This is a genomic window from Marinobacterium litorale DSM 23545, from assembly GCF_000428985.1.
Classification (GTDB): Bacteria; Pseudomonadota; Gammaproteobacteria; order Pseudomonadales; family Balneatricaceae; genus Marinobacterium_D; species Marinobacterium_D litorale.
In genome coordinates, this window is the sequence record NZ_AUAZ01000015.1 from 51,773 (window position 1) to 64,168 (window position 12,396).

The 12,396-nt window shown below is 55.4% G+C and carries 11 protein-coding genes and 4 tRNA genes; 12 read left to right on the plus strand and 3 right to left on the minus strand.

All coding sequences use genetic code 11. The features are described from left to right. Window positions 1-2,433, plus strand: a complete 2,433-nt coding sequence (locus tag G403_RS23165) for an EAL domain-containing protein (protein ID WP_051298936.1) — start codon at window positions 1-3, stop codon at window positions 2,431-2,433. Here G403_RS23165 and G403_RS0112020 read toward each other — a convergent pair. After that, the gene (locus G403_RS0112020; RefSeq protein WP_027854215.1) at window positions 2,430-3,311 is read right to left on the minus strand and encodes a LysR family transcriptional regulator; all 882 of its coding nucleotides are present in this window, start codon (window positions 3,309-3,311) and stop codon (window positions 2,430-2,432) included. The two genes, G403_RS23165 and G403_RS0112020, sit on opposite strands and share 4 nt — an antisense overlap. Window positions 3,312-3,466: 155 nt before the next feature. Between G403_RS0112020 and G403_RS0112025 the strand changes: the two genes are divergently transcribed. The 4 genes from G403_RS0112025 to G403_RS0112045 all read left to right on the plus strand — a co-directional run bounded on the left by G403_RS0112025 (window position 3,467) and on the right by G403_RS0112045 (window position 7,235). After that, window positions 3,467-4,069 carry an FMN-dependent NADH-azoreductase gene (locus G403_RS0112025; RefSeq protein WP_027854216.1) on the plus strand — a complete coding sequence of 201 codons (603 nt, stop codon included), beginning with the start codon at window positions 3,467-3,469 and terminating at the stop codon, window positions 4,067-4,069. Between the two features lie 36 nt (window positions 4,070-4,105). Further along, window positions 4,106-5,095, plus strand: coding sequence for a glutathione S-transferase family protein (locus tag G403_RS0112030; RefSeq protein ID WP_027854217.1), 990 nt, complete (start codon window positions 4,106-4,108; stop codon window positions 5,093-5,095). Further along, window positions 5,088-5,933, plus strand: a complete 846-nt coding sequence (locus G403_RS0112035) for a pirin family protein (protein WP_027854218.1) — start codon at window positions 5,088-5,090, stop codon at window positions 5,931-5,933. The genes G403_RS0112030 and G403_RS0112035 overlap by 8 nt, the downstream gene beginning before the upstream one ends. A gap of 231 nt (window positions 5,934-6,164) precedes the next feature. Then, window positions 6,165-7,235, plus strand: a complete 1,071-nt coding sequence (locus G403_RS0112045) for a PilT/PilU family type 4a pilus ATPase (RefSeq protein WP_027854219.1) — start codon at window positions 6,165-6,167, stop codon at window positions 7,233-7,235. On the opposite strand, the gene G403_RS0112050 is transcribed toward G403_RS0112045, so the two are convergent. Continuing rightward, window positions 7,232-7,987 (minus strand): hypothetical protein, encoded by a 756-nt coding sequence (locus tag G403_RS0112050; RefSeq protein WP_027854220.1) that lies wholly within the window; start codon window positions 7,985-7,987, stop codon window positions 7,232-7,234. The two genes, G403_RS0112045 and G403_RS0112050, sit on opposite strands and share 4 nt — an antisense overlap. 162 nt (window positions 7,988-8,149) lie before the next feature. Between G403_RS0112050 and G403_RS0112055 the strand changes: the two genes are divergently transcribed. The 4 genes from G403_RS0112055 to G403_RS0112070 all read left to right on the plus strand — a co-directional run bounded on the left by G403_RS0112055 (window position 8,150) and on the right by G403_RS0112070 (window position 8,926). After that, window positions 8,150-8,225 (plus strand) — tRNA-Glu (locus tag G403_RS0112055). 18 nt (window positions 8,226-8,243) lie between these two features. Further along, a tRNA-Gly gene (locus G403_RS0112060) sits at window positions 8,244-8,319 on the plus strand. Between the two features lie 437 nt (window positions 8,320-8,756). Continuing rightward, a tRNA-Glu gene (locus G403_RS0112065) sits at window positions 8,757-8,832 on the plus strand. Between the two features lie 18 nt (window positions 8,833-8,850). After that, window positions 8,851-8,926 (plus strand) — tRNA-Gly (locus G403_RS0112070). A 333-nt stretch (window positions 8,927-9,259) separates the two neighbouring features. On the opposite strand, the gene G403_RS0112075 is transcribed toward G403_RS0112070, so the two are convergent. Then, window positions 9,260-9,670, minus strand: a complete 411-nt coding sequence (locus tag G403_RS0112075) for a PA2817 family protein (protein WP_051298938.1) — start codon at window positions 9,668-9,670, stop codon at window positions 9,260-9,262. Between the two features lie 190 nt (window positions 9,671-9,860). Between G403_RS0112075 and G403_RS0112085 the strand changes: the two genes are divergently transcribed. Genes G403_RS0112085 through queF form a run of 3 tightly spaced genes read left to right on the plus strand, consistent with a single transcriptional unit; the run spans window position 9,861 to window position 12,387 of the window. Beyond that, window positions 9,861-10,778 carry an ABC transporter ATP-binding protein gene (locus tag G403_RS0112085; protein ID WP_027854222.1) on the plus strand — a complete coding sequence of 306 codons (918 nt, stop codon included), beginning with the start codon at window positions 9,861-9,863 and terminating at the stop codon, window positions 10,776-10,778. A gap of 11 nt (window positions 10,779-10,789) precedes the next feature. Next, window positions 10,790-11,563 carry an ABC transporter permease gene (locus tag G403_RS0112090; protein ID WP_027854223.1) on the plus strand — a complete coding sequence of 258 codons (774 nt, stop codon included), beginning with the start codon at window positions 10,790-10,792 and terminating at the stop codon, window positions 11,561-11,563. Further along, entirely contained in the window at window positions 11,563-12,387 is an 825-nt protein-coding gene (gene queF, locus G403_RS0112095) for an NADPH-dependent 7-cyano-7-deazaguanine reductase QueF (protein ID WP_027854224.1), read from the plus strand. Before G403_RS0112090 ends, queF begins: the two co-directional genes overlap by 1 nt. The last annotated feature ends 9 nt before the right edge of the window (window positions 12,388-12,396 follow it).

The window sequence follows — 12,396 nt, forward strand, 5'->3', positions numbered from 1 at the left end:
ATGAGCGACATTCTCCCGGACGCTGGACAAGAGATACGCAAAATACGGCGGTACTCGCTGCTGGCGCTGGTTATCTGGTCATTACTTTTTGCCGGTGCCTTTACCTATTTCGAAGCGCTTAACGCCAATAGTGCGTTGGTACTGGCCCGGGAGACTGCGCTTGCCAATATCAATCGCGATACTGCGCTGCGGGCGTGGGTCAGTAGTCATGGCGGGGTGTTTGTGCCGCGCGCCAACGCCGAGCCCAACCCCTACCTGCCGCCGTCACAGAGGACCGATGAAACTGTTAGCGGTCAGTCGTTAACCCGGATGAATCCGGCCTATGTGCTACGTGACTTTTATCGTCACTACAGCGACGATCTGGGGATTCGCAGCCGCTTGGTGGGGCGCAGTCCGATCAATCCGGAGAATATCGGTGATGACTGGGAGCGTGACCGTCTACAGATGATGGTCTCCAGTGACCGGGTTCAGTATTTTGAAGTCACCGATATCGATGGCCGGCCGTTCCTGCGCGGGGTTCAACGGCTGCAACTTGAGCCCAGTTGCCGGGAGTGCCATCAGGCTGTCTCCGATCATCGCCAGCACCTGGGTGCGATCAGTGTTTCGGTGCCGATGCAGACCATACTTGCGCAACAGGAAGCGACCACCCGTCCGGTCTACCTGGGCAGTGGTGTTATCTGGTTTTGCGGTGTTGGCATCATTCTGCTTTTGAGCGAGTTAACCCAGCGCCGCATCAGCGAACGCGAAGAGTCCGAGCGGAAGCTTCGCCGCGCCGCTACCGTCTTTACCAGTTCGCATGAGGGTATTGTTGTTGCCAGCCTGAAAGGGGAGGTGTTAGCGGTGAATCCGGCGTTTACCTCGATCACCGGTTACCCCGAGGCTGAAATACTGGGACGTAACCTGAGCCTGCTGCAATCCGGACATCACGATAAAGCGTTCTATCAGAAGCTCTGGCAGTCGATATCCGAGAAGGGCTACTGGCGTGGCGAAATCTGGAACCGCAGACGCAGTGGCGAGGTGTATCCGGAATGGCTGACGATCAGTGCTGTAAAAGACTCTGCCGGGAAAGTAGCCAACTACGTTGGGGTATTTTCCGATATTTCGCTGATCAAGCAATCTCAGGAGCAACTGGAGTACCTGGCCTATCATGATCCGCTGACCGGATTGCCCAATCGAGCCATGCTCAAGGATCGACTGGATCATGCCGTGGAGCGACTGCATCGCAGTGGTGCCCACGGGGCCGTGATGTTCATGGATCTGGATCGCTTCAAGGCGGTGAATGACAGCTACGGTCATCCGGTTGGGGATGAGGTTTTAAAAAGCGTGGCCCAGCGTTTGGCTGGCCGACTGCGTGAAGGCGACACCCTGGCGCGGCTGGGTGGTGATGAATTCGTGGTGTTGCTGGAGGATCTGGAATCACCGGAAAGTGTCGCTGTGGTGGCACGTGATCTGATAACCCTGTTCAACCAGTTGTTCGATATCGGTGAGGACCGTCAGGTTTCGCTGGGGCTGAGTATCGGGATCTGTCTGTTTCCGGAGGATGCCGAGCACACTGACGATATTCTTCAGCATGCCGATGCGGCGCTTTATCAGGCCAAGCAAGCCGGGCGTAATACCTACCGTTTCTACACTGAAGCGTTGACTCAGGCGGCTCGCGAGAAGTTATCGCTGGAATCTTCATTAAGAATGGCGATCGAGCGCGATCAGCTGGTGCTGCATTATCAGCCGTTACTGGATCTGCAGACACGCAAGATAATCGGGGTTGAAGCTTTGGTTCGCTGGGATAGCCCTGAGCATGGCTTTATCTCCCCGGGCACTTTCATCCCTTTAGCGGAGGAAACGGGCCTGATTGTTCCCCTGGGTGAGTGGGTGATGCGCGAAGCCTGCGGTCAGATGAGAGCCTGGCTTGATCAGGGGCTGGAGCTGGGTACCGTGGCGGTTAACCTGTCGCCGGTACAGTTCCGCCATGAGGATCTGCTGGGTATGGTGCGCTCCGCCCTCGAGGAGAGTCGGCTCGACCCCCGCTATGTGGAGCTTGAGATCACTGAAAGTGGTTTGATGGACAACATCGAAGCGGTGGAATTGCGGATTGATCGGCTTAAGGCGATGGGGCTGCGGATGTCGATCGATGATTTTGGTACCGGTTACTCCTCCATGGCTTATCTGCAGCGTTTTTCCATCGATAAGCTCAAGATCGATCAGAGTTTTACCCGGGCGATTGAAGAAAACCGGCTGGAGCAGCCGCTGGTTACTACAATCGTGAGCCTGGCCCGGAGCTTGAAGCTCCAGGTGTTGGCAGAGGGGATCGAAACGGAGGTTCAGCTCAATTATCTCCGTGCATTGGGTTGTGATTTGGGACAGGGATACTTGTTCAGCCGTCCATTGCCTGCGCAGGAGATCACGCGGCTTCTACAGCAATCACAAACGACCTAAGACAGCTGCTTGACCGCCTTGTGAATCAGCCCCGCCAGGCGTCGGACACCCGGACTGGCCAGATCGGCATCACGCAGAATCAGGTAAAGATCGGCGTAGCGCTCGGCACCACTGGCCAAGGGTAGAGGTTTGAGTTCTCCCCGCTCCAGTTGATCGCGAATCTTGAACTCCGGGTACCAGGAAAAGCCGAGCCCCGCACTGGCGCAGCGGATCGATGTGCTCATATGGCTCACGGTCCAGCGCTGATCAGCGCCCAGCCAGCCCGCATCCAGACTCCGGCTCCCCGAGTCCCGCACCACGAGCTGTCGGTACTGCCTCAGATCTGAGTGGGTGAGCGGGCGATCAAATCCATGTAGCGGATGCTGCGGATGGGCAACGGGGATAAAGCGTATTCTCAGCAAGGGATCACCGACAAATCCCGGCGGCACCCGGCTACTGATCACCAGCTCTGCGTCCCCTCGGGTCAATGTCTCATCGGTACCACTCAGGGCGGTTTCCAGCAGTTCAATCCGCACAAAGGGCGCGTCTTCGGCATACGCCCTGAGCGCCTCAAGAATCACCGGCTCTGGGAAAATGATATCAATGGCGATCCGAATCATCGCTTCTGACCCGCTGCTGTAGTGAGCCGCCAGCTCCTCGGTCAGGCGGGCATTCTCAAGCAGGGACTGGGCCTGATGGTAGAGTGCGGTCCCCGCCTCGGTCAGCCGGGCCTTGCGGCCCTCGATACGAAAGACGGCCAAGCCCAGCTTTTCTTCCAGCCGCTGAATTGAATAGCTGACCGCCGACTGGCTTTTATCGAGTGCTTCCGCTGCCTGCGCATAGCCACCGTGATCGACCACGGCGACCAGTGTATGCCACTGTTCCAGAGTGATTTTCACGGGACCCGGCTCCTGCTCTGACGTTGGTTCGATGCGTTTATCTCTTTTATATCAGTAAAACTGATCAAATAGAGCTGTTTATTCGCATTTAATATCCGATCAGTGAATAGATAATAGGAAGCGTAGTCATCATTCATCGAAAACGGAGTCACTTCATGGCTAAGCTTCTGTATGTAAAAAGCAGTATTTTTGGTGATCAGGGTCAGTCCAGTCAGCTGGCAGAGTCGCTGATCAATGACTGGAAAGCGCAGAACCCAGGCGGGGAAGTGGTCGAGCGTGATCTTGCCGGTGATCCGATCCCACACTTGGATGCGGGACGTTTTAACGCATTTATCACCGACCCTCAGGAGCGTACTGCCGAGCAGCATGCGGTGGTGGAGTTCTCAGACGCCCTGATCGACGAGATTCGTCAGGCCGACAGCGTTGTTATCGGGGTGCCGATGTACAACTTCGGCGTGCCGTCGCAGATGAAAGCGTGGATTGATCATCTGGCTCGCGCCGGCGTCACCTTTAAGTACACTGAGTCGGGCCCTGTCGGGCTGTTGGAAGATAAGCCGGTCATTTTACTGGCCACGCGCGGCGGGCAGTACAAAGACGATGGACTGGACTACCAGATTCCCTTCGTCAAACAGTTCCTGGGCTTCATCGGACTCAACGATACCCGGGTGATCTTTGCCGAAGGGCTGGCAATGGGGGATAGCGTCAAAGATCAGGTGTTGAGCGCGGCGCGCCGCAGCCTAGGCGAGCAGCTACAGTAATCCGAGTAATGAAACGGATAATCAGGGGAGGTCAGCATGGGGCTACTGGTCAATGGTCAATGGCAGGATCGGTGGTATGACACCGATTCTCACGGTGGGCGTTTCGAGCGGGATAGCGCGCGGTTTCGCAACTGGGTCACATCTGACGGCGCAGCAGGTCCATCCGGTGAGGGGGGCTTTGAGGCAAAGGCTGGTCGCTACCATCTGTATGTCTCCTATGCCTGCCCCTGGGCGCACCGAACCTTGATTATGCGAGCGCTCAAAGGGTTAGAGGCACAGATTAGCGTAGATGTGGTTGACCCGCTGATGCTGGAAAACGGGTGGACATTGTCCGGTCAGTTTGAAGGTTCTACGGGGGACTCCCTCTACGGGGCGGAGTATCTGCATCAGGTCTACACCCGCAGCAAGCCTGATGCCTCGGGACGGGTGACTGTCCCGGTTCTGTGGGACAAGAAGCGTGAGCAGATTGTCAGTAACGAGTCTGCCGAAATCATCAGGATGTTAAATAGCGCTTTCGATGCGGCAGGTGCCAACGCGGGGGATTATTACCCGAGCGCCCTGCAGGATGAGATCGATAGCTGGAATGACCGAATCTACCCCGCTGTTAACAACGGCGTTTACAAAGCCGGGTTTGCGACCTCTCAGGACGCATACGATGAGGCGGTGGAAGGACTGTTTGCGGAGCTGGACAGGATCGATGCTCATCTGAGCAAACAGCGGTTCCTGGCTGGTGACCGATTAACGGAAGCTGATATACGTCTCTATACCACGTTGATCCGGTTCGACCCGGTCTATGTCAGTCACTTCAAGTGTGACCGTTATCGAATAGCGGACTATCCGGCGCTGTCGAACTATCTGCGGGATCTGTATCAGCGGCCGGCATTCCGGGACACCACCCGTTTCGATCATATCCGGAACCACTACTACCGTAGCCATCCCACTATCAACCCGACCGGCATCATACCGGTAGGGCCAGCGTTTGATCTAACAGCACCCCATGGGCGCGAGGAACTTGGTGATGACTGAGTACACCGTGAAGCGCGTGATTCGTGCAATTGACAGCTCCGATGGTGCAGGGGTCCGGTTGCGCCGGAGTCTGGGACAGGGGGGGAATACCCGCATCGATCCATTCCTGATGCTGGATATGTTCTCGTCGGACAGCCCCGATGACTACATAGCCGGCTTTCCGGCTCATCCGCATCGGGGCTTCGAGACAGTGACCTACATGTTGGATGGCGTGATGCGTCACCGCGATCATCTGGGGCACGAAGGGCTGCTGCGTCCCGGTGGTGCGCAATGGATGACAGCCGGCAGAGGCGTAATTCACGAAGAGATGCCGCAGCAGGAGCAGGGTTTGATGCGGGGATTTCAGCTTTGGGTCAACCTGCCCGCTGCGGAGAAGATGAAGCCGGCGGCTTATCAGAATATTGAGCCGGAGTCCGTGGCCGAAACGAGTGACAGTCGGGGCAACCGGATACGTGTCGTGGCGGGTGAGCTGAACTTTGCCGATCAGCTTCTGCAGGGGCCTGTGGTCGGTGTCAGTCGCTCACCACTGTTTGCCGACATATCACTGGTCGGTGGCAGTGAGCTTGTGTTTGACCTGCCTGACGGTTTGGCGGGCTTCGTGTATCCGTTCGAGGGTGAGGCGTTGTTGGCCGGAGCCGAACTGGAAACCCATGCCGCCAATGAACTCTCATCGGGCAACCGGTTGCGACTGAACGCCAAAGAGCCCGCCCGCTGTCTGCTGGTGGCGGGCCGTCCGATTGGTGAGCCCATCGCCCAGTACGGCCCGTTTGTTATGAATACGGCCGAGGAGATAGAGCAGGCGTTGCGGGATTATCGCGCAGGTACGTTGGCGAGCTAACCTTTTTACGTTTTTTGCCCGATACTTGGAAAAGTGATGGTGCCCCGATACTCTAGAGAAACACCTGTTTGATCGGGGTGTTCCTGTCGGAGGGCTTTTATGGGGCGCTTTATTATCTTTGTGATCCTGGTGGTGCTTGTGGGGTTTTCGTTGAACTCCTGCGATCATGCCCTGGACGTTAAAAAGTCGTTATGGGATCAGGAAGAGCGCTAACGGGCAGAGGGGAAAGGAATGCTCGATATTAACCAGTATCTTAAGCTGATGGTCGAAAAGCAGGCGTCGGATCTGTTTTTCAGCACGGATGCGCCGGTGCAGATAAAGATCGACGGGCTGATGCGCCCGGTGGGAGAGAAAACTCTGCCGCCCGGCTTGACCCATGAGCTGGCTTATTCGCTGATGAATGAGCACCAGACTCAAGTGTTTGAGTCGGACATGGAGATGAATTTCTCCCACAACGTGAAGGAGCTGGGGCGATTTCGAATCAATGTCTACCGTCAGCGCGGTGACGTGGCTCTGGTTATTCGATTCATTCGCAACCGTATCCCCAGCATTCAGGATCTGAACCTGCCTGATTACCTGCAGGAGCTGGTGATGTTGCGCAGTGGCCTGGTGTTGATCGTGGGCTCCACTGGATCCGGTAAGTCTACCAGCCTCGCCTCGATGATCGAGTATCGAAACCAGCGGGCCACGGGGCACATTCTGACGGTGGAAGATCCCATCGAGTATATCCACACCAACAAACGCTCTCTGGTTAACCAGCGTGAGGTTGGGATCGATACGCTCTCCTACGAAAATGCCCTGATGAACGGTCTGCGAGAAGCGCCTGATGTAATTCTGATTGGTGAAATTCGTGATCGACACACCATGGAGCAGGCGATTCGCTACTCCGAAACCGGCCATCTCTGCCTGTCGACGCTGCACTCCAATAATACAACGCAGGCGGTGGAGCATATCGCCAACTTTTTCCTGGATACCGAGATAAAAAAGATCAGCCAGGATCTTTCCATGAACCTGCGGGCGATCGTATCACAGCGTCTGGTCCGCGATATTAATGGCAAATATCTGCCCGCCACAGAAGTTCTGGTTAACACGCCCTACGTAGCAGAGCTGATAGCGCGAGGCGACTTCAAGCGTATCCGGGAAACCATGGAACAAAGCAGCGACCCGGGGACGCATACCTTCGATGCCAATTTGCTGGAGCTCTACAGTGCTGGACGCATATCGGAAGAAACCGTGTTGCAGAATGCGGATTCACGCAATAACGTCACGCTGAAGATGAAGCTGCTGGGAGCGGGGCGCTAGCGGTAGCGTTCGCGCTGCTCTCGTTCCCGCTCAGCCTGGTCGCGTGCTTTCTGCTCCGCTTCCTGCTGCTGGCGGATCTCCTCGGCGATCTTCTCACACTGCTCGATCTTGCGGGTCAGTGCAAAGATCTGAGCGTCAATCTGATACGCATTGTTGAATCCCTGAAGTCGGGTCAGTGCGCTTTTGTAGGAGTGCAACGCCACCTGAGGGCCGGCGACCTCCTCGGTTTGCTGGGCATCCATCAATTCCAGCTCGATGGTTAAGCGGGTGTAGCTCTGCTTCAAATGCCGGATCATCTCCTGGGCGGTATTTTTGTTGACCTGATTCTGTTTCTGCAGATCGGTAATAAACTGCGCAAGCTCCCGTATCAGGGCGCGATTTCTCCGCGCGTTGTCCCGAGTGTCGGAGTGCGTCAGTGAGCCCTGCGGGTACTGTCCCGGGTCAAAGGGCTGAGCCGCGATGCCGTTGAGCCGTTCCAGTTCGCGCCCATGGACCGGGTTGGCGTCAAGCTCCATAACCAGCCGCCAGCGTTTTTCCATATAGCGAATCAGCAGGTTGCGCATATCCGGAGTGACATAGAATGAGGGCAGGCTGGCAAGCAGATGGTCCGCGCGGCGGATCTGGTCCTTTAACGCAAGGAGTCTCATGCGTCGCGCCCGGCGCTGGCTTTCAATCGATTGCACGATATAAGCGGTAATCGCCAGTACGGCAACGCCGCCTAAGATCAGCATGCCGGTTTCTGTTGGTGTCATGAACGTTCCTCTGAACAGCGCTGCTCTGATTACCCCTGGAGCGGATGGGATCGTTTAGGCTTCTGATTCTATAGCAAATTCATGAAAAAAAATGCTTGACCCGTTATCAGGCTGTCATTAATATTTTCGCCGCTCCCAAACGTGAAGGGGGCGGCGAAATGTGTCCCATTCGTCTAGTGGCCTAGGACACCGCCCTTTCACGGCGGTAACAGGGGTTCGAACCCCCTATGGGACGCCATTCTCTTCTAGAGATGTTGCGGGAATAGCTCAGTTGGTAGAGCACAACCTTGCCAAGGTTGGGGTCGCGAGTTCGAGTCTCGTTTCCCGCTCCAAATCTTTTTTCGATTAGTTTTAGCTCTCTTCGTTCGTAGCCAGGTTAACCCCGCTTTTTATTGGTTGGGGTCACGACCGGAACGCCGGCCGGTTCTGGTCTCGTTTCCCGCTCCAAATCTCACTCCTTTGTAATCCAGGTTTTAGTACTTCGTAGAAAAGCGACCCTGCTTTTCACTCGTTGTGGCGCCCCCCAGTCAAGTTCTATTCTCACTTGGATAGTCGTGCCAGGCACTCAAAAAGTTGTCCAATCCCTGTTTTCCTCGCCGTAGAGCGGGCGCGATGGGATGGATCTGTGTATTTTTTAAACGCTTCCATATCAACGGCTTATCGAGCGGGATCGGAAAGCAAAAAAAATGGGTCAGGGTGTTGACGAGGGAGGGGTCGCTACGTATTATTTGCGCCTCCTCGATGAGGAACGCGAAAGCGTATCGGCTACGTCCCATTCGTCTAGTGGCCTAGGACACCGCCCTTTCACGGCGGTAACAGGGGTTCGAACCCCCTATGGGACGCCATTCTCTTCTAGAGATGTTGCGGGAATAGCTCAGTTGGTAGAGCACAACCTTGCCAAGGTTGGGGTCGCGAGTTCGAGTCTCGTTTCCCGCTCCAAATCTATTTTCTCCTTTGCATGAATTTTTGTTCGTTCGTAGCTAGGGCGACCCCGCTTTTTATTGGTTGGGGTCACGACCGGTTCGCCGGCCGGTTCGAGTCTCGTTTCCCGCTCCAAATCTCGTTTCTTTGTAACCTAAACTTCAGCTACTTCGTATAAAAGCGACCCTGCTTTTCATCCGTTGGGGTCACGACCGGGTGCCGGCCAGTGAGTCTCGTTTCCCGCTCCAAATCTCACTTCTTGATCTACTCAGAGTTTTATTCATTCGCTGGTGATGCGCGTTAGATGTGCGGTGCGGTTTGTTGCCCGACGTCATCGCCGGGCATGGGTTATCACGTGTTGAAAAGCCGGGTGCGTTCGGCGAGGTAATCAAACGGGCGGTTTTCCCGTTCGGCTTCTGCACGTGCCTCGTCAAGCTGGGCAAACAGTTCAAGCTCTTCATCGGCCATATGATGCAGGCAATCGCCGCCAAACAGCCAGAACAGGTCGCGCGCGACCAGGTGGACCAGCTGAGGGTAGGCGCGAACCAGTCGGGTCATCACCGCCTGGCCCTCTTCGAACGCCCATCCCTGATGTTGCTCAAACCCTTCCGCCAGTTCCGCAAACTGCTCCATGAACTCCCGGTCGATCGGATTGGGTGCCGGGTTACTGAATGGTTCCTGCTTGATCAGGTTGTTATAGGCAAGTTTCAACAGGTTGACGTGGTAGGTGTGGAAATCGGTCACGGTATCCTCAAACAGCATGTTCAAAACAGGAATTGTGGGGATGGCCGGCGGCAATCACAAGTCCGAGGTTGAAATGAAACCGTTGAGTCCCCATAACGTACTATCCTGTCGCTCCGTCTGGAGCCTTCTCGAACTTACCGCTTCCGGTGGCCTGTGGCTGTAAAGTTAGGTGCAGCGGTACTTTGTTCCAACAGACAATAGGATTTTTATGACTGCGGCGCTGAGTATAAAGGATCTGCGCAAGACGTACGGCAATGGTTTTGAGGCCCTGAAAGGGATCTCACTGGAGGTGCAGGAGGGCGATTTCTTTGCTCTGCTGGGTCCGAATGGGGCGGGTAAGTCCACCACGCTTGGGATCGTTTCTTCGCTGGTCAACAAAAGTGGTGGGGCTGTTTCTGTATTCGGCCATGACATCGACCGCGATCTGACACGGGCCAAGCTATGTCTCGGCGTTGTGCCCCAGGAGTTTAACTTCAACCCGTTCGAGCGTGTGATCGATATCGTCATTACCCAGGCCGGCTACTACGGCATCGGCGCAAAACACGCGCGGGAACGTGCCGAGTTCTACCTGCGTAAGCTGGGGTTGTGGGATAAGCGTGACGAGCGGGCTCGTATGCTTTCGGGCGGGATGAAACGCCGCCTGATGATTGCGCGGGCTCTGGTTCACGACCCGAAAATGCTGATTCTCGATGAACCAACAGCGGGTGTTGATATTGAGCTGCGCCGCTCCATGTGGGATTTTCTTAGCGAAATCAATGCCGCTGGCACCACCATTATCCTGACCACCCACTACCTGGAAGAGGCTGAGAGCTTGTGTCGCAATATTGCGATCATCGATCACGGTCAGATTATCCAGAACAGCAGCATGAAGTCCCTGCTGGCCAAACTTAACGTAGAAACCTTTGTACTGGATTTGGATCGTGATATCTCGGCCGCGCCGGAGCTGGAGGGTTATCAGGTGCGTCTGCGCGATGCCCACACGCTGGAGGTGGAGGTGGAGAAGTCACGGGGGCTGAATCCACTGTTTTCCCAGCTGTCATCCCTGGACTGTTCGGTGGTCAGTATGCGGAACAAGGCGAACCGTCTGGAAGAGCTGTTTGTTTCGCTCGTGGATAAAAACCTATAAGGAGTCGCTTCATGCATAGCCAGTTGCTGTGGACAGCTTTCTGGACCATCGTCGTTAAGGAAGTACGCCGTTTCACCCGAATCTGGGCGCAGACGTTGTTGCCCCCGGCAATCACGATGACGCTTTATTTTATTATCTTCGGTAACCTGATCGGCTCGCGCATCGGTGAAATGGGTGGCTTCAGCTACATGGAGTATATCGTGCCCGGGTTGATCATGATGTCTGTGATTACAAACTCCTACGGTAACGTGGTCTCCTCGTTTTTTGGTACCAAGTTTCAGCATAATATTGAGGAGCTGCTGGTGGCACCGGTGCCAAACTGGGTGATCCTGGCCGGCTACGTGATCGGTGGTATGGCGCGGGGCCTGATGGTGGGCTTTATCGTCACGTTGCTATCACTGTTTTTCACGGACCTGCAGATTCATCATTTTGTCGTGACGGTGACGATCGTATTACTGACCTCAGTCGTGTTTGCTCTCGGCGGATTTATTAATGCGGTTTATGCCACCACGTTTGACGATATTGCCATTGTGCCCACATTTATTCTGACGCCGTTAACCTATCTGGGCGGTGTATTTTATAGTATCGAGCTGTTGCCCGGGTTCTGGCAGGGCGTTTCTCAGCTCAATCCAATTCTGTATATGGTAAACACCTTCCGATATGGCATTCTTGGGGTCAGTGATATCAACGTGGGTTTCGCATTTGCGATGATTATCGGTTTTATCGCTGTGCTGGCCACGTTCTCGCTTCACCTACTTAAGATTGGTAAGGGCATCCGCAGCTGATGAGCGAACATGAATCGATCAAGCAGTCTCCTTTGGGTCAGGGGACGCGATACGTTAATCGGTACGACCCGACTTTGCTCTACCCCATAGCCCGGGATGTTAACTGGCAGGCGCGTGGAGTGGATCGTACGACGCTACCCTTTCGCGGTGTGGATATCTGGAACGCCTATGAGCTTTCCTGGCTCGACAGCCGGGGTAAGCCGGTGGTTCGTCTGGCGGAGTTCAGGATTCCGGCATCATCCAGCCATATCATCGAGTCGAAGTCGTTTAAGCTCTACCTGAACTCCTACAACCTGACCCGTTTTGGTTCTGAGTCGGAGGTGCAGTCGCACCTGCGTCAGGATCTGAGCCAGGCCGCCGGTGCCGATGTCAGCGTGAAGCTTTTCAGGCCGGATCTGCCTGTTCAGGGCGGGCAACTGGAGGGACGCTGTATCGATGATCTGGAGATCGATGTCGAGCACTATACGCCAGAGCCTAACCTGCTTATTGCTGGCAACGAGGTAGTTGGCGAAACCCTGGTCAGTCATCTGCTTAAGTCAAACTGCCCGGTGACCGGTCAGCCGGACTGGGGCAGCCTGCAGATCCGGTACAAAGGGGGCAAAATCGACCGCAAGGGGCTACTGGCTTATATCGTATCCTACCGTGAGCATGGTGATTTTCACGAGCAGTGCGTGGAGAACATCTTTATGGATATCTGGCAGCGCTGCCGGCCGCAAAAACTGAGTGTTTATGCGCGCTACGTGCGCCGCGGCGGCCTGGATATCAATCCTTATCGAACGAGTATCAGCGACGAACCCGGAAATCCGCGCCTGGCGCGTCAATAAGGAGAGTGA